A 23,510-nucleotide genomic window follows, 5' to 3' on the forward strand; every position below is an offset into this window, starting at 1 on the left:
GTCATTTTCCTGACATATTAGACAAGTACGCTGGAGTCGTCTTGATCACAGGGATGAAACCATGCAGAACATAATCGCATCAAACGAAGCCAAGGCCCGTCCGGTCCAACTGGTGCTGAGCCAGGCCACTACCGCGGCGGAAGTGCGCGAAGTCCAGCGTTTGCGCTACAAGGTGTTTATCGAAACCATGGGCTTGACGTCGCTGGCCAACGCCGATGGCCTCGACAGCGATGAATTCGACGCGCACTGCGACCACCTGATCGTGCGCGATGCCGATACCCTGAAAGTGGTGGGCACCTACCGCGTGCTGAGCGCGGCCAAGGCGGCCAAGATCGGCCGGCTGTATTCGGAAAACGAGTTCGACCTGAGCCGCCTGAAGAATCTGCGCGGACGCATGGTCGAAGCAGGCCGCGCCTGCATCCACCCGAAATACCGGGGCGGCAGCGTGATCATGCTGCTGTGGTCTGGCCTGGCCGAGTACATGCGCCGCGAGCGCTGCGACTACCTGGTCGGCTGCGCCAGCATCAGCCTGGCCGATGGCGGGCATAACGCCGTCGCCGTGTACCAGGCGCTGGCCGAGAAGCACATGGCGCCAAGCGAATACCGCGTCACGCCGCACCTGCCTTTCCCCATCCACCAGGTGGAAGCGGCGCACAAGCCGCAGGTGCCGCCGCTGATCAAGGGCTATCTGCGCTCGGGCGCGTGGATTTGCGGCGAACCGGCCTGGGATCCTGATTTCGAAAGCGCCGACATGTTCATGATGATGCCGCTGGCGAATCTGGACGAGCGCTATGCGCGCCATTACGGTGTGGTGCCTGGCTAAGACCGACGCCGGGAAGTGAGGCCTGCAACTGGCTGGCCAGCGCCTGCACGGCGCTGCGCAAGCCGGTGTCCGCGCTGTCGGGCGGCAGCAGTTCAAGCAGGAAGCGCAGCGGCGCCGTGATCGTTTCGGGTTCGCCGATGCTGCCGTGGCGCCGCACGGCGTCGTGGTACAGGGCCAGGAAGGCGGCGCGCGCGGGCGCGTCGAAAGGCTGGCCGTCCGGCACCTGCCACAGGGCCGCCAGCAGGGCGGCGCGCACGGGGGCGCCGGCGTCGATGGCGCGGTGTTCGTCCGCGTGGCGCTGGCGCGCATAGGCGATGGCGTCGTGCCGCAAGTCGCCCAGCTGCGGATCGAGCGCGCGCCAGGCGCCGCCGTCGCCATGGGCTTTCAGCAGCAGGGCGCCCGCCAGCACCTGGAAAATCAGGTCGCAGTCGGCCACGCCGCTGCGCCGCCGCGCTTCTTCCAGCGCGGCCAGGCAGGCATCCGTCATGGCCTGCAGTGCCGGCGCGCCGGAGCTTCCTTCGGTGCAGGCCAGGCGCGCCTGCAAGGCCCAGTAGCGTCCCAGCAGGGCCAGGCGCTGCGCCGTGGGCGCCAGCGCCACCAGCAGGTCGATATGCTGTTTTCCATCCTGCAGCAACTGCCGTCCCTGCGCCGGCTCGGGCACGGCCGGCACCTCGATGCCGGCGCCCGCATCGAGGCCGCACAGGGCCGCGCCCTGGCGTATTTCCAGTTCCGCCCAGTGCGCCAGCGCGCGCAAGCCCACCTTGCCGTCGGCCGCGCTGTGCGCCGCCCGATAGTGTTCGATGGCGCGCAGGGTGTTCTCCAGGCCACCGAGGCCGGCGCGCGCGGCGGCCATGTTTTCGCGGATGTCGGCGCAGCCGAAGAAGCGCGCGCGCACGGCTTCCTCGATGCTGCCCAGTTTTTCCTCGATGGCCGCGCGGCGCGCAGGATCGGCGCCCGCCAGGCGCGCGTGCAGGGTTTCCAGGTCGGCCAGCAAATGGCCGTGGTAGTGGTAGTCGGGCGCTTGCCAGGGGCGGCTCTGGGTATTCGGAAAACGGTAGCGGTCGTCGCCATACGCCTGGTAGGCGCCCCAGGTGTTCGAGGCGGGGAACTGCAGGTAGGCCGCCTCGCGCGCCAGGCGCACGGCGTCGCCGAAGTATTCGCCGCTCAGCATGGCGTGATAAAAGCTGTGCGCGAAGATGCTGGCCGCCTGGTCGTCGATGCGCCAGCCGGCCGCGATCACCGCCTGCGAGCCCATTTCTATGAAGGCCGTGGCCAGGCTGGCGGCCAGTTTCGACCACGGCGCGATGGCGTCCGGGCGCATGTCGCCCAGGTGGCAGCAATTGATGAAGACGAATTGCGGCACGCGCTTCAATTTACCCACCTGCGCCGCCGTCAAGCGCGTCTTCGGTCCCAGCACCAGGCCCGTATGGGCGATGCCGGGACCGGCCACTTCGCCGTGGCCGGCCAGGTGGATGGCGAAATAGCGCTCGTCGAACAGGTGCACCAGCACGCGCTGCGCCTGCGGGCGCAGCAGCTCGCGCACCTGGTAGCCGTACGCGCCGAACATGCGCGCCACGTCCTGCGCCTCGGCTTGCGCGCCGGGCAGCTCGGGCAGGCCGGAATCGGTGTCGCCGATCACCAGCACGCTGTTGCTGGGCGGGCTGACGGCGGGCGGCTGCTCGCGCAGGCTGGCCAGCTGGCGCACCATGCCGATGCGCGTCGACAGGGGGCTTTCCTCGCTGCCCGCCTCGTCGCGCATCAGTTCCCACGGATAGATGGCGGCGCTCTGGTCGACGGCCAGGATCAGGCCGCGCATCTCGGGGATGGCCGCCTTCAGGCCATTGGGCAGCATCAGTTCGTACAGGGCGCGCGACAGGCCCGGCTGGTCGGTGGTGTTGTCGGTGGCATCCATGATCAGGCCATCGACGGCTTGCCGCTGGTTCGGCTCTTCGTCGACGCTGTTGTGGGCGCGGTCCGTCAGCACGGTGAAGCGCAAGGCGCCGGACAGGTCGGCGGCGACGATCTGCACGCGGCGCCAGCCATTGTCGCCGCTCAGGCTGGGCAGGATGCGCCGGTAGCCGCCGGGGCTGTGGCGGATGCGCCGTTCGAACGTGAAGCTGCCCTGGTAGCGCGCCTCGGCCATGATCTGTTCGATGGCCACGGCGGCGGCGATGGCGCGCGCCTCGGACTGTTCGTAGATGGCGATGTGGCCGATGCGGCACGCCATGCCTGCGTCTTCCAGGCGCCGGTTGGCGCTGCGCGCGCCGTCGATCAGGGCGCGCGCGCACAGGGCGATGCTCAAGCCGCCATAGCCGGAACCGGACAGCAGGCTGGCCACGCGCAAGCCGTGTTCGCCCATCGGCGGCGCGGCCACATGGCCGGCGGCGCGCACCTGCAGGCAGACGCACGCGTATTCGAGCAGGCCGCCGGCAAAGGCGCGCGCCAGTTCGCCCGGCGTCAGTTCGCCCAGCGCGCCCAGGCCGATGACGATGGCGCCGCCGGGCCGGCGCGCCGCGTCGGGCTGCAGCACCACGAGGGCGGAGTCGGGGCGCTGCGGAAAGCGCCCCAGCGCGTGGATTTCCTGCAGCTTGCCGGCCAGCAGGCGGTCGAGAAAGCTCATGCTGCCGCGCAGCGATTCGGAGGCGTAGCAGCCGCTCATGACGGGCGCGTCGGCCGAGGCCATGCTGCCGTGGATGAGGGATAGGCTCAGCTGCGGCGCGCGGCTCTCCGGCGCGCTGGCGGGGCCGGCGGCGCCGATGGCCGCATCGAGCAATTCCTGCGGCTGCGGGTACAGCGGCGTGGCGTCGGGAGCGTATGGATGGAAGCGGGGCGGTATGCCGCCGGGCGCGTGCGGCGGGTGGCGCGGCAGGGCGGCGGCCTGGCCGCTGTCGAGCAGCTGCGCGATGGCCGGGTAGTAGTCCTTTTGCAGCAGCAGGTCGCCGTGCGCCACCGGCAGGTAGCAGGCCGCCACGCCGTCCGGCACCGCGCCTTGCCAGGGCGTGCGCCCATCGCCGTCGGGCGACCAGGCCGTCTCGATGCCGCCGTCGCGCAGGCGCAGCGCCACCGGCGTGGCGGCGCAGCCGGCCAGGTAGCTGCAATGGCGCGCGTCGAGCGGGGCCGCTTCCAGCAGGGCCACGGTGGCGCGCGCCGCGGCCAGCGCCTGGGCTTCGGGCGCCTGCCAGCCGCCGGGCAGGTCCGCTTGAACATCGCCGGCGGCCAGCCGCGCCCAGGCCTCGGCATCGAAATAGTCGATGCCGCCCGCCTGCGGCCACGGCAGCATGTCCAGCACGCCGGGAAAGGCGCGCACGAAGCCGAGGAACTGGCGCCGCGTGTGCTTCCAGCCGATCCAGCAGGCCAGCATCTGCACCAGCCGGTCGCGTCCCAGCAGCACTTGCACCATCGCCTGCGTGCCGCGGTTGGCCGTGCCCACCTGCAGCAAACGGCTGCCGGGCAGGGCGCCGAAGCGCTGCCAGCGGTCCTTCAGGGCCAGGCGCGCCACCAGGCCGCCCATGCCGTGGGCGACGATGCGCAGCGCTTGTCCGCGCTGTTCCGCGTCGCGCATGGCGTCGTCGAGCACGGGCAGGAAGGCGTTGCTGGAGTGCTGCAGCGACAGACGCCAGTCATAGGTAAAGGGCCGCACTTCCTGGCTTTGCGCGAGAAAACGGGCAAACGGTTCGTAGCACGATTCGATCCAGCCGGCGCTGACGATGTGCGGCTGGCCCACGGCCAGGCGTTCGATGCGCCCTTCGACGAGGTTGACGGGGTCGAACCAGATGCGGTTGCTGCCCACTTGCAGGTGGCTGCCCATGATGTCGGGCAGCAGCAGCACGATCGGTGCGTGCGCGCGCCGTTTCGGCACTTCGCCGCCGCGCGCCAGCGGGCCGTGCTCGATGCCGGATAGCGGCAGGTAGGCCGTCTCGTCGCCAGTGAGCGCCTGCACGGCGGCCTGGCCCGACGGCGCACGCTCGAAGTAGTTCAGGTGGTGCGCGTGCGGCCCGCGCAACAGCAGTTGCCGCACCGGCGTGCTGCGCGTGGCGCCGCCGGCCATCGAGGCGCAATTGACCACCAGGTCGTTCTGCCCGCCGTACAGCTGGTCGTCGAGGCAGTCGCCCAGCCAGCCCAGCAAGCCATCGCCGCTGCACGCGCCGGCCAGCACATGCAGCGGGCTGGCCACGCGCACGTCGGGCGCGTTGAGCAGCGCCACCAGGGGCGAGTCGGGCATCATCGCTTCGAGGCCCGGCAGGATGCGCGCGTCGCAGCGCTGCCGCACCACGGCCAGCAGGAAAGCCATGGCGCCGTCGGGTACGCCGCCGTGCAGCAGCAGATTGAACATCACGCTGGCCCAGCGGTCGAGCCGCCCCGACATCAGGGTGGTGCCGCGCGCCGGGCAGGCCACGCGCACGAAGCGGGCGATGCGGATGGCGCGCGTTTTGAGTTCCACGCTCAGTGCGCGCAGGCGCGCCGCATCCGCGTCGTGGCCGGCGCGTGCGCCCAGCCGCGCCTGCGCCGTGAAGTGGTCGATATCGTGGCTGTTGAACGCTTCGCCGCCCACCGTGTTTTCGCTCAGGCGCTCCAGGCCGTCGCCGGCCAGGTCGACGGCGCCGCGGCTGTCGATGCGCTGCGCGCGCGCCAGCAATTCGCCCACCAGGCCGCCGCGCGAATGGCTCAGGAGGTGCAGCACGGCGCCGTGCGGCAACTGGCGCACGAGGGTCAGCGCATTCTCGATGGGGCTGTCGCTGAGGCTGCGGTGCTCATAGCCGTAGATGCGGTTGCCGTATTGCGCCGCCAGTTGCGGCGCCAGGCCGTTGCGCCACAGGCCGGCAAAGCTGCGCTGGGTCGACGAGGCCGTGCCGTGCAACAGCAGCAGCACCGGTTCCGGCCCGGCGGGCAGGCTGGCGACGGCCGTCATGCTGCCCGCCTCGATGCCGCAGCGGTACAGGCCCAGGCGCTGGTCCAGCTGGCGGTCCTGGAAGGCGCCCGCCGCCGCCAGGGCCGTCATGGCGGCGGCGCCGCAGCGGTACACGCGCACGGCCCGCAGCATCCAGGCGCCCAGGCCGTCGCGGCTGGCGCCGGGCGGCTGGCGCGCCGCCTGCGGACGCAAGGCCAGCCCCACTTCGATGCTGGCGGGGGCGCCGTCGCGCGCGATGGTGGCCGGCCCCAGGTAGCGTGGCAGGTCCAGGCTGCCAGCGAGCAGCGAACTGCCGTCGCACAGCAGCAGTTGCACCACGTCGTCCGCGCCGATATCGAGGGCGATGCGGCAACTGCCGATGCCGCGCGCGCCGGACAGCACGTGGGTGTCGGCATGCCAGCCGGGCGCGGCGGGGCAGTCGCCAGCATGGGCGAGGGGATCGCGCGTGAGCGTCAGGCGCAGCACGGGCGGCGCAAGAGGATCGCTGGACATGCGGTTGGGATCGCTGGTTAAAAGCTGACCTTGATGCCTGCGCGGACTATGCGTGTTGTGTCAGATCAAGTTTGAGTGGAAATACAGGGGGAGAAGCGGGGAGGGCTGGAGCGGGAAGGCAGAGAAACGGTCAGCATGGTTTGGGCTGGGTCTCTTCGCTATCGTGCCCGGTTGTGGTGCGGTGGGCGAACTGCGCGAATTGTATGGCAAAAGTTCATGGCGCCGGGGACCTGGGTGCCTGGCATGGCATTACAACAGCGGGTATATCAATGGACTGGCGTGGCGGACAGTTCCTTCAGTTCGCGGATGGTGATGTCCGATTTTTCATGCATGCGCAATAAAATCGTTGCACCGACCGACAGTTTGCCGTGCCGAATCTTGCTGATGATGGGGGGCTGGACCTCCAGTACACGGCACAGTTCCGCATCATTTTTCAGGTTCAGCTTCTCGATCAGGGTATCGAGCAGCTTGTTGGGCACAAAACTCGATGGTTCGAGCGCACGCGCCCGGTTCATCGCTTCAATCATTTCCAGCTTCTTTTGCCGAACGTTCATTTACTCCTCCTTCAGGTTATGCAAGGGACGAGACCACTTTACGCGGTCCCGGCTATAGTTCGTCATCGCAGTACGGCTGTCCGGGTGACGTAGTACACCATTCGCGTTACAACATTGATAACCAGGCAAGTGATTTAAATAATACTACGATAACAAAACTTGTGACAGATGGTCAGTTAAATTAACTGATTGTTTGATCAATTTGGTTGACGATTGTTGTATTTTGTAATCCGCTTTTCGTCAAAATCATGGTCCGGTCCGCCATTTCGGCGGCGGCCAGCGAATGCGTGACCATGATCGCGCAACTGCCGTTGGCCTTGATTTCGGCGCGCAGCAATTGCAGGATGCTGTGCGCCGTGTCCGGGTCGAGGTTGCCCGTGGGCTCGTCGGCCAGCACCAGCGCCGGCTTGTGGACGAGCGCGCGGGCGATGGCCACGCGCTGCATTTCGCCGCCGGACAATTGCTGCGGAAAGTCGCCGCCGCGTCCGCCCAGGCCGACCGCCTCGAGCATGCTGGCGGCACGCTCCTGGGGCAGTCCGTTGAGCAGCAGCGGCAGGGCCACGTTTTGCAGCAGGGTCAGGTGCGGCAAGACGTGGAAGGCCTGGAAAATAAAGCCCATGCGGGCGCGACGCAGCCGGGTCGCGGCGGCGTCATCGAGGCTGGACATGGCAATGCCGTCCACCAGGATAGGGTGCGCTTCGGCACCCGCGTCGGGCGTATCGAGGCCGGCGATCAGGTTCAGCAGTGTCGACTTGCCCACGCCCGAGTCGCCCATGATGGCGATGAATTCCCCGGCCTTGAAACGGCAGGAAATGTTGGCCAGCACGGGACGGGCGTTGGCATAGGACTTCGACAGATGGCGCAATTCGAGCATGGTTGATCTTGATTAATAACGGCTATCGTAAAGGGAGGCACGCGGGGGAGAGGGGGGCCTGGGAACTGCAAAGGGGCGCGGATTGTTTGGCCGGCAATGTGTAGTATACGACAGGCTTATGCTTTTTGCTTGGCAATACCACTTTTGTGTTCACACTGCCGGTTTGACCTTAAGTTACCTGCCGCACGGCTGGCTTGCGCGGATTCCGTTATGATGGAAAAAAGTCATCGGCAAGGCGCCCGCAAACCGCTACGGCAGGGGCGGCGCGCCCGGTGGCTGACCGTGCAAGCCCTTCGTGAACCTAACATTGACGACGCCAGCCCATGACCATGCCACTTGCGCAACAGCAGTTTAATTTGTATCCCGCCAGCAACGTAGAAGCGGCCAGCGCCACTCCTGCCACGATAGCCGAGATCAGCAGCGGCCTGCTGGCGCGCGATGCCTGGACGTCGCCCAAGTACCTGTACGACGCGCTCGGTTCGAAACTGTTCGAAGCCATTTGCGCCTTGCCCGAGTACTACCCGACGCGCACGGAAGCGGCCATCTTCGCCCGCCACGGCGCCGAGATCGCCCATGCCGTAGGGCCGGGCAGCACCCTGATCGACCTGGGCGCGGGAAATTGCGCCAAGGCCGCCAGCCTGTTCCCCCTTCTGCACCCGGCCCAGTACGTCGCCGTGGACATTTCTTACGATTTCCTCAGCGAATCGCTGAGCCGGCTGCAGCAGCGCTTTCCGCACATCGAAATGACGGGCCTGGGCCTGGATTTCTCCAGCCGCCTGGACTTGCCCGACAGCGTGCGCGAGGCGCGGCGATTATTCTTCTATCCCGGCTCGTCGATCGGCAATTTTGCGCCTGAGCAAGCAACCGCCTTTTTGCGCCGCCTGCGCGCGAATGCGGACGGCGACGGCGGCCTGCTGATCGGCGTCGACCTGATCAAGGACGATGCCATCCTCGACGCGGCCTATGACGACGCCTTGGGCGTGACGGCCGCCTTCAACCTGAACATGCTGCGCCACGTGAACGGCCTGATCGGCGCCGACTTCGACGTGCGCGCCTGGCAGCACCACGGCTTTTTCAATGCCGACGAGCGCCGCGTCGAGATGCACCTGGAAGCGCGCAGTGAACAGCTTGTCCATTGGAAAGGCGGCCAGCGGCGCTTCGCGAAGGGCGAGCGCATCCATACGGAAGACAGCTACAAATACACGCGCGCCACCTTCGTCGGCTTGCTGGAGCAGGCGGGTTTTTCCACCGTGCAAGTCTGGACGGACCCGCAGCAGTGGTTTGCCGTGATTTACGCCAGAGTGATCCGGGACTAAGAAACAGATGCTGATCGATCATTACAACAAGGTGCGCCAACATTCGCTGCTGCTGGCCGAACCCCTGTCCGACGAGGATTGCGGCGCCCAGTCGATGCCGGACGCCAGTCCCGTGAAATGGCACCTCGCGCATACCACCTGGTTTTTCGAAACGTTTATCCTGGAAAGCATGGAAGCGGCGTTCGCGCCGTTCCACCCGGCCTTCCGCGTGCTGTTCAATTCCTATTACAACGGCGTGGGCGAAAAGCACCCGCGCGCCCAGCGGGGTTTGCTGACGCGGCCCGGCATGGATGTCGTGCGCGCCTACCGGGCCAACGTCGATGCGCGCATCGCGCGTCTGCTGGCGGGCGAACTGGCGCGCGGCGAGCGCGAACGGCTGACCATGCTGCTGGCGCTGGGCCTCGAACACGAGCAGCAGCACCAGGAGTTGCTGTTGACGGACGTCAAGCACCTGCTGGCGCAGAGCGCCCTGTTTCCCGCTTATCTTGATAACGCCGCTCCGCCAGCGCCGCAAGCTGCGCAGTCCACGGCCTGGCTCGCCTTCGACGGCGGCCTGGCGCAGATCGGCCATGCGGGCGATGGTTTTTGCTTTGACAATGAATTGCCGCGCCATCCGCAATACGTGGCGCCGTTCGAACTGGCCAGCGCGCTGGTGACGAATGGCGATTATCTCGCTTTCATCGAGGCGGGCGGCTACCGCACGGCGCATTTGTGGCTGGCCGAAGGCTGGGACTGGGTGCGCAGTCAGCAGTTGCAATGTCCGCTGTACTGGCAGCGCGATGATGCCGGCCACTGGCAGGAATTCACCTTATTTGGCTTGCGTCCGCTCGACCCGCATGCGCCGGCCACGCATTTGTCCCTGTTCGAGGCGGATGCCTATGCGCACTGGGCTGGCGCGCGCCTGCCGACGGAAGCGGAGTGGGAAGTGGCGGCGCAAGGCGTCGCCGTGGAAGTGGGCCAGCTGCATCCGGCCGCCGGCGCGCCGGGAACGGGATTGCGGCAAATGTTCGGCCACTGCTGGCAGTGGACCAGCAGCAGCTACGCGCCGTATCCCGGTTACCGCCCGGCGCCCGGCGCGCTCGGCGAATACAACGGCAAGTTCATGCTGAATCAGTATGTGCTGCGCGGCTCGTCGTGCGCCACGCCGGCCGGCCATGCACGCGCCAGCTACCGCAATTTCTTCCCGGCCGGCGCGCGCTGGCAATTTACGGGCATCCGCCTGGCACGCCAGGTGGAATAGCAACTTAGTGCAAGCGCGGGACAGCAGGTGAGGGCACTTTGCCACCGGCATTCTGTTCCAGCTTGAACTGGCTGACGAGGGTTTCCAGTTCGCCCGCCTGTTCATGCATGGCTGCCGCCGCCGCGGCGGCTTCCTCGACGAGGGCCGCGTTTTGCTGCGTCGTCTGATCCATCTGCATGATGGCCGCATTGATTTGCTCGATGCCTTCGCTTTGCTCGTGGTTGGCGACGCTGATTTCACCGACGATGGCGCTGACCCGGCCCACGCTGGCCACCACTTCATCCATGGTGGCGCCCGCCTGGCTGACCAGTTGCGCGCCTTGATCGACCCGGCTGACGGAGTCGGCGATCAGTTCCTTGATTTCCTTCGCCGCCGCCGCCGAGCGTTGTGCCAGGTTGCGCACTTCGGAGGCCACGACGGCAAAGCCACGGCCTTGCTCGCCGGCACGCGCTGCCTCGACAGCCGCGTTCAGGGCCAGGATATTCGTCTGGAAGGCGATGCCATCGATGACGGCGATGATGTCGACGATCTTGCGCGACGAGGCATTGATGGCGTCCATGGTGCCGATCACTTCCGCCATGGCCGAGCCGCCGCGCTGCGCGATGCTTGACGCCGAGCGGGCCAGGCTGTCGGCCTGGCGCGCATTGTCGCTATTGCTGCGCACGGTGCCCGTCAGTTCGATCATCGACGAAGCCGTCTCTTCCAGCGCGCTGGCTTGCGCCTCCGTGCGGGCCGACAGGTCGGCATTGCCGCTGGCGATCTGGCTCGACGCCACGGCGATCGTGCCCGTGCCACCGCGCACTTGTCCCACCAGGGTGGCCAGGTTGGTATTCATGTCGCGCAGGGCCTGCAGCAACTGGCCCGCTTCATCCTTGCCGTCGGCCACGATTTTACTGCTCAGGTCGCCTCCTGCCACGGCTTGCGCCACGCGCAGGGCATACGCGATCGGCGTGGTGATCGAGCGCGTGACCCGCCAGGCGAAGAGCACGCCCAGCAGCAGCGCGGCCGTGCCCAGGCTGGCCATCAGTACATTCGCCGCGGAAATATTCTGCTTGATCTGCTGGCCGCCATGCACGACCACGCCGCGCTGGATTTCATTCAGGCGGTTCACGGATTGTTGCAATTGGTTCAGGGCGGGCAGGGTATCGTCGCGCACGTGCATGGCCGCTTCCGCGCGCTGTCCCGCCACCAGCAGCTTGTCGGCCTGGCTGAACGACACGACATAAGCCTTGCGCTGCTGCTTCAGGGTGGCCAGCAGTTCCTTGCCTTCAGGCAGCACGATCAGGCGGTCGAGGATGGCCAGCGCATCGGTGATGGTGGCTTTGTTGGCGTCGATTTCGCCGTGGATGGCGTTGGCACGGGCCGGATCTTCATGGATGAACAGCTCCAGCACCAGTGCCGCGTTCGAACGCGTGGTGCTGCGGATCGTGGCGATGGCGTCGGCCTTGGCCCAGTCTTTCTCGATGATGGCTTCGCTGAGCGCGCCGATCTTGTCCAGGCGCAGCAGGCCCGTGCCCACCAGCACTGCCATCAGCAGCAGCACCACGCCAAAACCGGCGCCCAGGCGCACGCCTATCTTCATGTCCGTCAATTTCATACTGATTCCCTCGGTAGCTAATGATCTGTCTCCGGTGGTCTTGTTATGAAACGATTATACGGCTGGCGATACATGATTTGCACTACTAATTGCCTCATAGAAATGAAAAAGCGGCACGGCGATCAAGCCGTACCGCTTTTTCTCCCTATGGAGCGCGCTGAAAAGACTCAGGCGGCGCTGGCAGCCACGTCGGCCGCTGTTGTTTTTTCGGCGTCCGTCTGCCCGATGCGGCGGTTCACGGCCGACAAGACAGCCTTGAACGAGGCGGTGACGATATTGCTGTCGATGGCGGCGCCGAACAGGGTCGGGCCGTTGTCGAGGCGCAATTCCACATAGCAAGCCGCTTGCGCGTTGGCGCCGGAGCCGATCGAGTGTTCATGGTAATCCATCAGCTTGATGTCGAGACCGAGCGCATTGACGAAGGCGTCGATGGGGCCATTGCCGCCGCCTTGCAGGGCCAGCGGCGTCTGGCGGTGCGACAGGCTGATGTCGATCTGCACGGATTCGTCGCTGCTCGTGTCTTCCACCATGCGGTGCGAGGCGTAGGCGTACGGCGCCGTCTGCTCCAGGTATTCCTTCTGGAAGATGTCATGGATATCCTGCGCGGCGATTTCGCGGCCCGTGGCGTCGGCCACGGCTTGCACGGCGCGCGAGAATTCGATCTGCAGGCGGCGTGGCAAGACCAGGCCGTATTCCTGTTCCAGCAAGTACGCCATGCCGCCCTTGCCGGACTGGCTGTTGACGCGGATCACGGCGTCGTAGCTGCGGCCCAGGTCGGCCGGGTCGATTGGCAAGTACGGCACTTCCCAGATGCTGTCCGGTTGTTGTTTGGCAAAACCTTTCTTGATCGCATCCTGGTGCGAGCCGGAGAAGGCAGTGAAGACCAGGTCGCCCGCATACGGGTGGCGCGGGTGGACGGGCAACTGGTTGCACTCTTCCACGCACTTGCGCACGCTGTCGATGTCGGAGAAATCCAGGCCCGGATGCACGCCCTGCGTGTACAAGTTCATCGCCAACGTGACCAGGTCGACGTTGCCGGTGCGCTCGCCATTGCCGAACAAACAGCCTTCCACGCGGTCGGCGCCCGCCATCACGGCCAGCTCGGCCGACGCGACGGCCGTGCCGCGGTCGTTATGCGGGTGCACGCTGATGATGATGGAATCGCGGCGCGCCAGCTTGCGCGACATCCATTCGATCTGGTCCGCATACACGTTGGGCGTGCTGCATTCCACGGTCGATGGCAGGTTGATGATCATCTTGTTGGCGGGCGTCGGCTTCCAGATGGCGCTGACGGCGTCGCAGATATGCTTGGAGAAATCGAGTTCCGTCGTCGAGAACGATTCCGGCGTGTATTCAAAGCCCCATTCCGTTTGCGGATGCTGGGCCACCAGCTGTTTCACGAGGGTGGTGCCGGTGGTGGCGATGTTCGTGATTTCCTCGCGCGACATGCCGAACACGACCTTGCGGAACACGGGGGCCACGGAGTTGTACAGGTGCACGATGGCGCGCTTGGCGCCGACGACCGATTCCACCGTGCGGCGGATCAATTCTTCACGCGACTGTGTCAGCACGATGATGGTGACGTCGTCCGGGATGCGGCCTTCATCGACGAGCTTGCGCACGAAATCGAAGTCCGTTTGCGATGCCGATGGGAAACCCACTTCGATTTCCTTCAGGCCGATGGCGATCAGCATCTCGAAGAACCGCAGCTTCTTTTCCGCGCTCATCGGCTCGATCAGCGACTGGTTGCCGTCGCGCAAGTCGGTGCTCATCCAGATCGGCGGTTTGCTGATGATCTGGTTCGGCCATTGACGGTCGGTCAATTTAACTGGAGGAAAGGCGCGGTATTTGGAAGCTGGATTCTGCAACATCATGATCGGGTACTCCTGAAGATAGGGGGAAATCAATGGTTGTGGCGCAAGCTTGCCGGGCGGCCACGCAACACTAGGCCAGGCAAGCGATCGGTAGTTTTAGCAGGCAAAGGACGGCAACGGCGCCAGCGGCGGTCGCGTCAGAAAATACGGGTGTAGCGGGGGATGGTGCAAACATCATCAAACCTTCCAGGGTTTTTGAAACACGCCGGCGTGTGGCCAGGCGAAGCAATGCGGCAAACTTATGCGCGTGCTGGTAGTAGTCGCGATAGCGACAGCAGGGAAGGGGAGGAATGTTTGAAGGAGGACATGCACTCAATGTAAGGGAAGTCGGGCGGGGCTGTCAAGCATATTTCAGCAGGGAACGACGACGCTGCCACGCCGCAGGTGGACTTATTGTTCCTGCGCAACTTACTTTTTTATCATTGTTGAATAATGCAGTTTCCGTCTGGCGACGTGTGTCGCCCGTCCTGCTTGGGAGTCGCCGGCATGGAATCTTTGCTGAAATACTATGAACTCGAACTGGGCATGTTGCGTACGCATCAGCAGGAATTTGCCGCGCGCTATCCTGGTGTCGCTGCCGCACTGGGTATCGTGGGCAGCAACTGCCAGGATCCGCACATTGAACGCCTGATTGAAGCGTATGCCCTGTGCAATGCCCGCACGGCCAAGAAAATCGATGATGCACGCCGTGTTTTCACCGAGTCCATGCTGGAAGTAAATTTTCCGCACTACCTGCGGCCGTTTCCCGCGTGTTCGATTGCCCATGTGGACGCCGGTGGCGCACTGGGCCAGGCGCGCGACGGCATCGATACCCTGCCGCGTGGAACCTTGATGCATGCACCGCAGTATCAGGGCGTCGTCTGCAAGTTTCGCACCGCCTATGACGTGGTGCTGGCGCCGCTCAGCCTTGCCGGCGCGCGTTTCCTTCCCATGATTGATGTGACGGCGGCGATTCATCTGCCCCCCGACATATCGACCGCGCTCGCCATCGATATCGTGTCCACGTCAGCCACCGGCACGCTGGAGCAATTGACCTTGCCTGCCTTGCGCGTCTTCATCGACGGCACGCCATCGCTCACCGCCACCTTGCGCGATGCCCTGTTCCTGCATGCCGCGCATGCCTGGATCGAGGCCGGCGGCGTGCGCTTGCCGCTGGCGCAAGTGCCGCTGCGCGCCGTCGGTTTTTTGCCGGAGGAAGCGCTGTTGCCGCGCAAGCCAGGCACGCATCGTGCCTATTGTTTGCTGACCGAATACTTTGCCTGCCCTGAAAAGTTCCAGTTTTTTGATATCGACCTCGGCCAGATCACACCACTGTTGCCGCCTGGATGCGAGCGCTGGAGCTTGCACCTCGGCCTGCGGGACATCGCTGCCAGCAGCGCCGCAGCACGTCTGCTGCGCTCCGTATCGGCAACAAATTTGCTGCTTGCCTGCACGCCGGTGATGAATCTGTTCCAGCAGGCGGCAGCGCCGATCAGGCTGACGCAAACGCACAGCGAGTATCCGCTGCTCGCCGAACATAAATATGCGCATGCGTATGACATCCATAGTGTCGACGCCGTGCGCCTGGTGCGGCAGGGCGAGCATGCCAGTACGGTCACGCATTGCCAGCCGTTTTATGCCATGCACCACGGGCAGGCTGGCGGAGCGAAGCGCCGCTACTGGGTGTTGCGGCGCGATGAGGCGCGGGCGCTCAGCCATCCCGGTTACGAAAGCAGCCTGGCGTTTGTTGACAGCGACGAGGACGATACGCATGCCGGCATGGCGACGGTATCGGTCGACCTGACGTGCAGCAATCGCGATTTGCCGAGCGCATTGCCATTCGGCGCGCCCGGTGGCGACTTGCGGCACGAGGGGGCGGCTGGCGCCTTGCCGGTACGCCTGTTGCGTCAGCCGAGTCCGGCGTATCGCTTCAAGGCCGACCTGGCTGCGCAGGCCCGCTTGCTGGCATTGCTGTCCTTGAATCATCAATCTTTGCTGGACGATGGTGTGGCCTTGTTTCAGGAAATGCTGGCGCTGCATGATTTGCCCGCTTCCTTGATGTCGCAACGGCAAATTCAAGGCATCAAGGCCATGACGCACCGCGCCAGCAGTACCTGGATGCCCGACGCCAGTGGCGGTGTGCTGGTATTTGGCATCGACGTCTTGCTGACCGTGGAGGAAGAAGCGTATGTCGGCAGCGGCCTGCATGTCTTTGCGCAAGTGATCGACCATGTGCTGGGCATGTATGTGCATGTGAACAGCTATTGCCGCCTGCTCCTGATGTCGCACAAAAGTGGGAAGGAGTTGCTGCGATGCCTGCCCCGCAATGGCCAGCAGACGCTGGCGTAATCGCGCTGTTGTCCCAGGCGCCATACCGTTTCGGCTTCTTCCAGACGGTGCGCTTGCTCGAACGCTGGCTATGCCGGCAGGGGGCGTGCGCCGATTCCGCATTGCACGATGGCGTGCGTTTCCATCATAGCGTTGCCCTGGTGTTTCCCGCCTGCGAGATCGAGGCGGTGTGGCATGACAGCGAGCATGGCCGCCTGCACCTGCGCCCCAGTTTCGCGGGTTTACTGGGTGTGAACGGCACCTTGCCCCTGCACTATACGGAGCGGCTGGTGCGCCAGGAGCGGGCGACGGGCAATGCGGGCGCGCGCGCATTTCTCGATGCCCTGTCGCAACGCGCTCCCGTGCTGCTGTATCAGGCCTGGGCCGGCAGCCGGATCGAGTGCCAGGTCGACGCAGACGGCCGCCCCGGGTTCTTGTCACTGCAGCTGGCGCTGGCTGGCGCCTGGCCGTCGCACCAGGCTGGCAGTGGCGCATTGCCGCCGGAAGCGCTCGCTTATTACGCTGCGGCGCTGCGGCAGCGGCCCGTCAGCGCCGAATTGATGGCCGGTGTGCTGGGCGACTATTTCGGTGTGCCCTTGCGCATCGAGTCCTTCATCAGCACCTGGCACTTGCGCCCAAGCGATGAGCATTCCCTGCTCGATCGCAGCAATGTGAGCCTGGGGCAGGGCGCCATGCTCGGTGCGCGCTGCCGGCGCCGGGATTTGCGTGTGCGCGTGTACCTGGGCCCTTTGACGCGGGCACGGTTCGACGATTTTCTGCCTGGAAACTCAGGCGCCATGGCGTTGAAAAGCATGTTGAGCCTGTTTGGCCTGCCTTGCGTGCAATACGAAATCCGCTTGATCCTGCGCGCTGCCGATGTGCGCGGCAGCAGCCTGACGGCCAGGATGGAGCAGGGCGCAGCCCGCCTGGGGCAGGCAGCACGTTTGCTGGCGGGAGCGGCAGGCAGCGACTGCGACGCCATGCGCTATGAGATCCGATTTCCCGGTGCCGCTTGATGCGCCGCAACTGGCCGCTGGTAAATGTATGAATACTGATGAGCTTGGGACGATGTGTATCGGCATTCAGGGAGAGTGAATGGATAGCGCGGACGACTTCATGCAGTTCATGCTGGCGGCGAAGGAGTTGAACTCCAGTAACCGTCCGTTGCGCCTGCGGCTGGCGTATGCGGACGGCGTCAACGACGATGTCCTGTTGCCGCAGCAGGTAGACGGCCGCGAAGCCATTTGCGCCAGCCTCGAGTACACCATACGTTGCGTCTCGCTCGATGCGCATTTGCCGCTCAAGCAGTTCATCGGTGTCCCGGCGGAGTTGCAAATTGTCACCGATATGGGGCAATTGCGCAGCGTGTGCGGCATCGTCGCGCAGGCTTCCGCCGGGCTGAGCGATGGCGGCCTTGCCACCTACCAGCTGGTGCTGCACGATACGCTGACCTTGATGGAGAAGCGCCGCAACACGCGGGTTTTTCGTGGCAAGACGGAGCTGGAGATCGTCGAATTGCTGATTGCCGAATGGCGGCTAGGCAACACCATCATCGGCGCCACGTTTGCTTGCAAAATCGATCAGGCCCTGGCCGGCCGTCCTTTTCCGGCCCGTGAATTGACCATGCAGCACAATGAATCCGATGCCGCATTCATCCGGCGCCTGCTGCGGCGGCGCGGCATTTCCTGGGTCATCCAGCCTGGCGCCGCGCAGAGCGGGGCGTCCGACGCCATGCCGTCGCACGTCCTGTTGCTGTTCGATGATGGCGGCCGCCTGCCTGAGAATGTGGCGCCCGTGATCCGCTACCACCGCGCCGACGCCACCGAAGAGAGCGATACCATCACGGCCTGGGGTGCCGTGCGCACCTTGCAAGCCGGCAGTGCCGGCTACCACAGCTGGGATTATGCGGCGCCGCGCAACCGCCAGTTCATGCAGGTGGACGCTGGCGGGATGGCGGATCAGGGTGCCAGCGGCAATAGCTTTGCCGCCAGCCTCGACGACTATTCTGTGGCGACGCCGCACCTGGGCAATGATGCTGAGGATTTTCGACAGCTGGGTTTGCTGGCGATGGCGCGCCACGATGTGGAAACCAAGTGTTTTCATGGCGAGGGCGTGGTGCGTTCGATGTGCGCGGGCCAGCAGTTCAGCCTGGAAGGTCATCCCGAGATCGACCAGCATCGGCCGGATGGCCGGCGTTTCCTGGTCACGGCATTGGAAGTGCATGCCAGCAACAATCTGCCGCAAGCCCTGGATCCGCGCATCGCGCGCCTGTTCGCCGCCAGCGCTTGGCCGGGGCAAGAAGCATTCGGGCCACAAACGCCGCGTTATCGCATGCGCTTCAGTTGCGTGCGCGCCAGCGTGGTCCTGGTTCCCGCATTCGATCCGCAGCGCGACGTGCCCCAGCCGCAACTGCAAAGCGCCATCGTCGTCGGGCCCAGCGGCGAAGAAGTGCATTGCGACGAGCAAGGGCGCATCAAGGTGCGCTTTCCCGCCACCCGCGCCGCCGACCATGCGCATGCGCAAGGTTCCGGCGCTTCGGACACGGAGCGCGACACGGCCTGGCTGCGCGTCGTCAGCAACTGGGCTGGCGATGGACAGGGCAGCGCGCACCAGTGCGGCACCTTGGCCTTGCCGAGAGTCGGGTCGGAAGTGCTGATCGGGTTTTTGGCGGGCGACCCTGACCGGCCCATTGTGCTGGGACAATTGTTCAACGCCGTGGCGCCGCCACCGGCGCTCAGCAAGCGCGGCGCGCTGCCGGGCAACCGCTACCTGGCGGGCATGCGCAGCCGTGAAGTGCGCGGCCAGGGCGGCAATCAGCTGCGTTTCGACGATACGCCCGGGCAGATCAGTGCCCAGCTGGCCAGCGATCACGCCGCCACCGAGCTTAACCTGGGCTTCCTCGTCGAGCCGCGCGCAGGCGGCGCGGGACGGCAGCGCGGCGATGGTTTCGAGTTGCGCAGCGATCATGGCGGCGCCGTGCGCAGCGGCAAGGCACTGCTGCTGTCGGCCTGGCGGCGGCTCGACGCCGCAGGCGGCCAGTTATCGGCCGAGGAGCATGTGGCCCTGATGCAGGAATGTTTGAACCTGTTCAAATCGCTGGGCGAGTACGCTGGCGCGCATCAGGCGCTGCCGGTCGACGTGGCGCCCGCCGCCGCCTTGCAAGAGGCGGTCGCTGCTGCCGAGGCGCCCACTGCCAGCCTGACGGCGCCTGCGGGGCTGGCGCTGAGCAGTCCGAAGACCATCGTCAGCTACGCCGGCGTGAATGTCGACACGGTGGCGCAGCAGCACGTGCACGTGATCGCGGGCCAGCGCTGCAGCGTACAGGCCGGCGATGGCGTATCCGTGTTTGCCCACAAGGGCGGTATCGCCCAGATCGCGCACCATGGCAAATTTCTCATGCAGAGCCAGTTTGACGAGATGCAGCTGAACGCCGCCAAGGCCCTGAAATTGACGGCGAATACCCGCCTGATCGGCATGGCGCAGGATGAAATCACCTTCATGACGGCCGGCGGCGCCTATCTGAAACTGGCGGGCGGCAGCGTGGAACTCGGTGGTCCGGGTGCGCTGACCATCAAGACCGACGGCCATCACTGGAATGGGCCGGCCAGCAGCAAGGCTGAACTGCCGAGCTTTGACGAGGGCGACCTGGGCCGCATGCCGCAGGTGCTTTCCGGCCTCGATGGCAGTCCCGTCAGTGGCGTCAAGATCGTTGTCGAGCGCGAGGATGGCGCGCAGCAAGTCGTCGATGCCGACAGCGAGGGCAAGGGCGCGGCCATCGTGGGCGACAGCCTGGAAAAACTCAAGGTGCGTATTTTCAGGCCGCGCGACTGAGCATCGATATTGCACCTTCTGCGTCATGAATGGGAGTCAAGCATGAGTGTACACAAGCCCAAGGCGGGTTCCTTGCCCTTCGATGAAAGCAAATACCTGCAGATAGGCGAAAAAGACGGCCTGCTGCGCTTCGACCATGACACGCTGCCGATTACCACGCGCCTGCCTTTGCCGGGCATCATGATCTTCGTGCATGGCGTCAACTCCGATGGCGAGTGGTATGACGAGGCGGAAACCGGTCTGTGCGCGGGATTGAATGCACGCCTGCACCGGCGCGTACACGATGCCGGGCGCGGCGCCCAGGAGGGCATCGCCATGACGCCGGCCCGCTATTTGCCGCAGCTGACGCGCGACGGCTTCATCAATCCCCTGATGAAACCGAGAACCTTCATGGAGGGCGATGGCTATTCGCCCGTGATCCGCTTTCGCTGGGGTTACGCAGCCAATGATATCGAGTTGCAGACGTATGGCGACGGCATTTTCCTGAACGAGCAGAATTACTGGGGCGGCGGACCGTTCGCCAATGGCTGCAGTTCCCTGCCGGACTTGTGGGGCGAAGGCTTGTCGGATCAACTTTTCCTGTGGATGCAGATCCAGCACATGAACCCGACCAATGACAGGCAGGTGTACGCCTGCCCGCCAAGACCGTATTTCGTGCTAGCCGCCTACCGGCTGGCCCGGCTGATCGAGGCCATCCGGAAAAAGCAGGCCGATGTGCCGATCACCATCGTATGCCATAGCCAGGGCAATATGGTCAGCATGGCGGCGGCCTTTCTGGGCGAGCGGCTGCCCAAGGTGGCGGACTCCCAAGGCAGGATGTGGCCTTGCATTGCCGACAATTATGTCCTGTGCAATCCGCCGTACAGCGTGGTGGAAGACAATATGGCGGAGAACTGGACGTCGTCGAATCTGACGGCGGCCGACGGCAGCACTGGCCGCCAGACGGCCGCGGCGCGCTTTGACACGCTGGCGGCCTTCTTTGCCCTCATCGGCGAGCGGCGCGCCGCACAATGGCCAGCCGGGAAAATCGACCAGGCCATGAGCAGTGCGCACCACCCGTTCAAGGCGCAGCACGATATTGACAGTTATGGCGTGCGGGGCGCGACCGTGGGACGCGTGACCCTGTATTGCAATCCGCACGACCAGGTGATTTCGTCATTGACGGTGCAAGGCATCGGCTGGCGCGGCCTGGCCGGCCCTGTGCTGGACAAGAATGGCCTGCCGAAGAAAGACCGCCAGGGCAAGCTCGATCCGGGTGAAATCGCCAGAGCGGGCGGGGAGGGAATATTGACCCAGCGCGTGTTTGCCGAGGGTTTTCCCGTCGGCGTAAAAGGCGCGTACGACTACTGGGGCGACCATCGTCCTGCCATCGATTTTGGCAGCGACCATTTCTGGAATCCGCCTTCCATGATTTCCACCTATAGCGTGGAAAAGGGGGTGGAAGCGCAAGAGAACTGGCTGTTCCGGATACTCACCGTGGCGTTTGCGCCCATCGCCATCATGGCCACCGCATTGATGCGCAAGCGTATCAATGCCTCGCCCGACAAGTACTGGAAAATCCCGCTGGAAGCGCCCGACCTGCCGGAGACCTTCTTTCCGCAGGCGAAGTTGTTTGGCGAGATCTGCCCCAGTTTCGACATGGGACTGCATCCGCATGGCTGGAATCGCAACAAGGATGCCGCCCATCCGGCGGGCGACCCGTTCCATGGCGAGCGAGAGCTGTCGATACCGCGCGGTGGCCTGCATGGCGAACAACAGCGCACCGATGCGGCGCGCGGCAACGAGGCGAGCGAAGCTGCCCTGCAATACGAATACCACGCTTCCTTGCGCATGATGGCCAAGCGCGAAGGCAAGGTCGAGAAAGGCAAACAAGTCACGGAAGAAGACCATCCCGAGACGGCGAGCGCGCAATACACGGCATGGCGCCAGCGGAAAATCCAGGCGGGACTCGCTGGCAATGTCGGCACGTATGCCACCGATCACTCCACCATCCTGACCAACAGCGAACACTCCAGAAAGGCGCTGGCGTATGACGTGGCCGTGGGCTGCTGTCATTTGCTGGAAACGGATTTGCGGGAGTTGCGGACGATGGCGGATTGGCGGTTTCTTGAGTATTTCGAGATTGATGAGGAACTTATATTGTTGGATAGATACATTAAAAAAGGAAGATACAGAGAGGTTGCTGTTATGGAGTGGAGTAAGTCGGCAGAGGGGTCAATGCCAGAGAAAATTAAGAGTCTGCGCGAAAATAGGTGATTTGAAATTTTACAAACAAAATTAAAGGCTGATGCTATGGCTAAAAATTCTTCTGTAGTATTTTCTTTCGCGGCAATCATGGCGTCGATAGGGCTATCTTCTTGTGCCGTCAAGCCGGAATTGAATGCAGATAAAAATAAAGTTGACACGATTGATGTCGGCAAGCCATTCATTGCACAAGTTGTAGGACTGCAATGGTTGAATCCGCTTCAGCGTCAGGATTATTCAACAGAGTGGCAATTATTATGGGCTATGGGGAAGGTGCGACCGAATAAGAGAGATGATATGTTGGAGCTATATCCAGAGAAATTTTCGGAATTAAAATATGTGTCTGATATAGCATCATCATATAAATCGACAGGTACTTTCAAAGGCTATCATCGTAAATATGTGATCCAAATGATCGCAAGATTTCATGGCATGTATTTTTCCAATCCCACCTATTTTTATAACGCACACGACTTCAAACACAAAAAAGGCTGGAATGAACTTGCGGGTATCCATGTCGAATACACGGTGCCTGCAGAGCGGATTGACCCCATCCAGGCAGGCGAGGTTCTGCGCGAGGAAATCATCGATACGTTTTCAATCGGCAATCCAAGTTTCCCCAACTCCTGGACCAAATCCACCCCGCCCGACGTGCGCGTGACGGCCGGTGGCGCGAATGCCGGATTCATTTCCCTGGCCGCCGCCCTCGATTATCTGCAGGCGCATCCGAAGGAAACGGTGTGGGTGATGAGCTGGGATGCGCCCAGTTTTCCGAAAGATGAGCAGATCAATGAAAACATGGTCTTGCTGGTGCTGGCCGGTCCCCATTACAAAACGGAGCGCGATGCGCTGGCGTGGATAGGCTATCCGGCCACGCGGCAGGTCAGCGCTTTTAGGGCGGAAAAGGGCTTGCCGCCGCCCACCGTGCAGGCGTGGCAGGCGACGCTGGCGCAGGCGGCAGGAAATGGACGCAAGAGCGAGGTAGATATTGGTTATGTAATCCACGACGCGAACAACACTCGGCCAGCGTCGCCCGACCGCATCGCCCACTTGGCGCAAACCTTGACGATGGAATTGCCGGCCTTCGATTTCCTCCAGCAAAGCTTTAATACACCGGCCTTGCTGGGCGAAATGGGCGCCGCCACGGCCCTGACGAACGTGGCGCTGGGCATCGCGCAGGCGAATCACTTTGGCCAGAACGTGCTGGTGGCGGGCACCGGCGACGCCGGCCAGACGACTGGTGTATTGATACTGCCGCCGGCCAAGGTGCGGCCCATCGACCCAGTGAAACCGTGGTTCCGCGCGCGCGGCGGCGGCAATGCCTATCTGATGTGGTGGGGCATCCGTCATGCCTGGGCGACTCTGGATGCTGGGCAATTCAATGAGCAGGGGTATTCGAAGTAGGCGATGGGAATGGCGCGCCAGATGGCGTTTTCGATGAACTGACCA

Annotated in this window: 13 protein-coding genes; 8 read left to right on the forward strand and 5 right to left on the reverse strand. The window is 64.1% G+C overall.

Annotated features, from left to right (window positions below; all coding sequences use genetic code 11):
- The first annotated feature begins 61 nt into the window (after nucleotides 1-61).
- On the forward strand, nucleotides 62-823 hold the full coding sequence (locus HWE17_RS07340; RefSeq protein ID WP_034786047.1) for a GNAT family N-acetyltransferase: 762 nt from the start codon (nucleotides 62-64) through the stop codon (nucleotides 821-823).
- Here the strand turns inward: HWE17_RS07340 and HWE17_RS07345 are convergent.
- The 3 genes from HWE17_RS07345 to HWE17_RS07355 all read right to left on the reverse strand — a co-directional run bounded on the left by HWE17_RS07345 (nucleotide 756) and on the right by HWE17_RS07355 (nucleotide 7,652).
- Complete coding sequence (locus HWE17_RS07345) at nucleotides 756-6,224, reverse strand: CHAT domain-containing protein (protein ID WP_176388318.1); 5,469 nt, start codon at nucleotides 6,222-6,224, stop codon at nucleotides 756-758. The genes HWE17_RS07340 and HWE17_RS07345 overlap by 68 nt on opposite strands.
- 266 nt (nucleotides 6,225-6,490) lie before the next feature.
- Nucleotides 6,491-6,778 carry a hypothetical protein gene (locus HWE17_RS07350; protein WP_034757399.1) on the reverse strand — a complete coding sequence of 96 codons (288 nt, stop codon included), beginning with the start codon at nucleotides 6,776-6,778 and terminating at the stop codon, nucleotides 6,491-6,493.
- Nucleotides 6,779-6,959: 181 nt separating this feature from the next.
- Nucleotides 6,960-7,652, reverse strand: a complete 693-nt coding sequence (locus HWE17_RS07355) for an ABC transporter ATP-binding protein (RefSeq protein WP_034757401.1) — start codon at nucleotides 7,650-7,652, stop codon at nucleotides 6,960-6,962.
- 323 nt (nucleotides 7,653-7,975) lie between these two features.
- On the opposite strand from HWE17_RS07355, the gene egtD reads away from it, so the two are divergent.
- Nucleotides 7,976-8,968 (forward strand): L-histidine N(alpha)-methyltransferase, encoded by a 993-nt coding sequence (egtD, locus tag HWE17_RS07360; protein ID WP_255206147.1) that lies wholly within the window; start codon nucleotides 7,976-7,978, stop codon nucleotides 8,966-8,968.
- Between the two features lie 7 nt (nucleotides 8,969-8,975).
- On the forward strand, nucleotides 8,976-10,208 hold the full coding sequence (gene egtB / locus HWE17_RS07365; protein ID WP_176388319.1) for an ergothioneine biosynthesis protein EgtB: 1,233 nt from the start codon (nucleotides 8,976-8,978) through the stop codon (nucleotides 10,206-10,208).
- A 4-nt stretch (nucleotides 10,209-10,212) separates the two neighbouring features.
- Here egtB and HWE17_RS07370 read toward each other — a convergent pair whose 3' ends face one another.
- Both HWE17_RS07370 and leuA read right to left on the reverse strand, forming a co-directional pair.
- Complete coding sequence (locus HWE17_RS07370) at nucleotides 10,213-11,805, reverse strand: methyl-accepting chemotaxis protein (protein WP_176388320.1); 1,593 nt, start codon at nucleotides 11,803-11,805, stop codon at nucleotides 10,213-10,215.
- Between the two features lie 167 nt (nucleotides 11,806-11,972).
- Complete coding sequence (gene leuA / locus HWE17_RS07375) at nucleotides 11,973-13,679, reverse strand: 2-isopropylmalate synthase (RefSeq protein WP_035817753.1); 1,707 nt, start codon at nucleotides 13,677-13,679, stop codon at nucleotides 11,973-11,975.
- Between the two features lie 486 nt (nucleotides 13,680-14,165).
- Between leuA and tssF the strand changes: the two genes are divergently transcribed.
- The 5 genes from tssF (at nucleotide 14,166) to HWE17_RS07400 (ending at nucleotide 23,465) form a co-directional block, all read left to right on the forward strand.
- On the forward strand, nucleotides 14,166-16,007 hold the full coding sequence (gene tssF, locus HWE17_RS07380) for a type VI secretion system baseplate subunit TssF (protein WP_176388321.1): 1,842 nt from the start codon (nucleotides 14,166-14,168) through the stop codon (nucleotides 16,005-16,007).
- Nucleotides 15,971-17,002, forward strand: a complete 1,032-nt coding sequence (gene tssG / locus HWE17_RS07385) for a type VI secretion system baseplate subunit TssG (RefSeq protein ID WP_176388322.1) — start codon at nucleotides 15,971-15,973, stop codon at nucleotides 17,000-17,002. Before tssF ends, tssG begins: the two co-directional genes overlap by 37 nt.
- Nucleotides 17,003-17,081: 79 nt before the next feature.
- Nucleotides 17,082-19,817 (forward strand): type VI secretion system Vgr family protein, encoded by a 2,736-nt coding sequence (locus tag HWE17_RS07390; RefSeq protein ID WP_176388323.1) that lies wholly within the window; start codon nucleotides 17,082-17,084, stop codon nucleotides 19,815-19,817.
- Nucleotides 19,818-19,859: 42 nt separating this feature from the next.
- The gene (locus tag HWE17_RS07395) at nucleotides 19,860-22,073 is read left to right on the forward strand and encodes a DUF3274 domain-containing protein (RefSeq protein WP_176388324.1); all 2,214 of its coding nucleotides are present in this window, start codon (nucleotides 19,860-19,862) and stop codon (nucleotides 22,071-22,073) included.
- A gap of 36 nt (nucleotides 22,074-22,109) precedes the next feature.
- A complete protein-coding gene (locus tag HWE17_RS07400) occupies nucleotides 22,110-23,465 on the forward strand; it encodes a virulence factor (protein ID WP_176388325.1) in 1,356 nt (451 codons plus the stop codon).
- Nucleotides 23,466-23,510: the final 45 nt, after the last annotated feature.

This window comes from Janthinobacterium sp. BJB401 (assembly GCF_013372745.1).
GTDB classification, from domain to species: Bacteria; Pseudomonadota; Gammaproteobacteria; order Burkholderiales; family Burkholderiaceae_D; genus Janthinobacterium; species Janthinobacterium rivuli.

What these genes read in the sequence shown, in the direction of transcription:
- HWE17_RS07340 (WP_034786047.1), top strand. Translation starts at nt 62, where the DNA reads ATGCAGAACATAATCGCATCAAACGAAGCCAAGGCCCGTCCGGTCCAA.
- HWE17_RS07345 (WP_176388318.1), bottom strand. Translation starts at nt 6,224, where the DNA reads ATGTCCAGCGATCCTCTTGCGCCGCCCGTGCTGCGCCTGACGCTCACG.
- HWE17_RS07350 (WP_034757399.1), bottom strand. Translation starts at nt 6,778, where the DNA reads ATGAACGTTCGGCAAAAGAAGCTGGAAATGATTGAAGCGATGAACCGG.
- HWE17_RS07355 (WP_034757401.1), bottom strand. Translation starts at nt 7,652, where the DNA reads ATGCTCGAATTGCGCCATCTGTCGAAGTCCTATGCCAACGCCCGTCCC.
- egtD (WP_255206147.1), top strand. Translation starts at nt 7,976, where the DNA reads ATGACCATGCCACTTGCGCAACAGCAGTTTAATTTGTATCCCGCCAGC.
- egtB (WP_176388319.1), top strand. Translation starts at nt 8,976, where the DNA reads ATGCTGATCGATCATTACAACAAGGTGCGCCAACATTCGCTGCTGCTG.
- HWE17_RS07370 (WP_176388320.1), bottom strand. Translation starts at nt 11,805, where the DNA reads ATGAAATTGACGGACATGAAGATAGGCGTGCGCCTGGGCGCCGGTTTT.
- leuA (WP_035817753.1), bottom strand. Translation starts at nt 13,679, where the DNA reads ATGATGTTGCAGAATCCAGCTTCCAAATACCGCGCCTTTCCTCCAGTT.
- tssF (WP_176388321.1), top strand. Translation starts at nt 14,166, where the DNA reads ATGGAATCTTTGCTGAAATACTATGAACTCGAACTGGGCATGTTGCGT.
- tssG (WP_176388322.1), top strand. Translation starts at nt 15,971, where the DNA reads ATGCCTGCCCCGCAATGGCCAGCAGACGCTGGCGTAATCGCGCTGTTG.
- HWE17_RS07390 (WP_176388323.1), top strand. Translation starts at nt 17,082, where the DNA reads ATGGATAGCGCGGACGACTTCATGCAGTTCATGCTGGCGGCGAAGGAG.
- HWE17_RS07395 (WP_176388324.1), top strand. Translation starts at nt 19,860, where the DNA reads ATGAGTGTACACAAGCCCAAGGCGGGTTCCTTGCCCTTCGATGAAAGC.
- HWE17_RS07400 (WP_176388325.1), top strand. Translation starts at nt 22,110, where the DNA reads ATGGCTAAAAATTCTTCTGTAGTATTTTCTTTCGCGGCAATCATGGCG.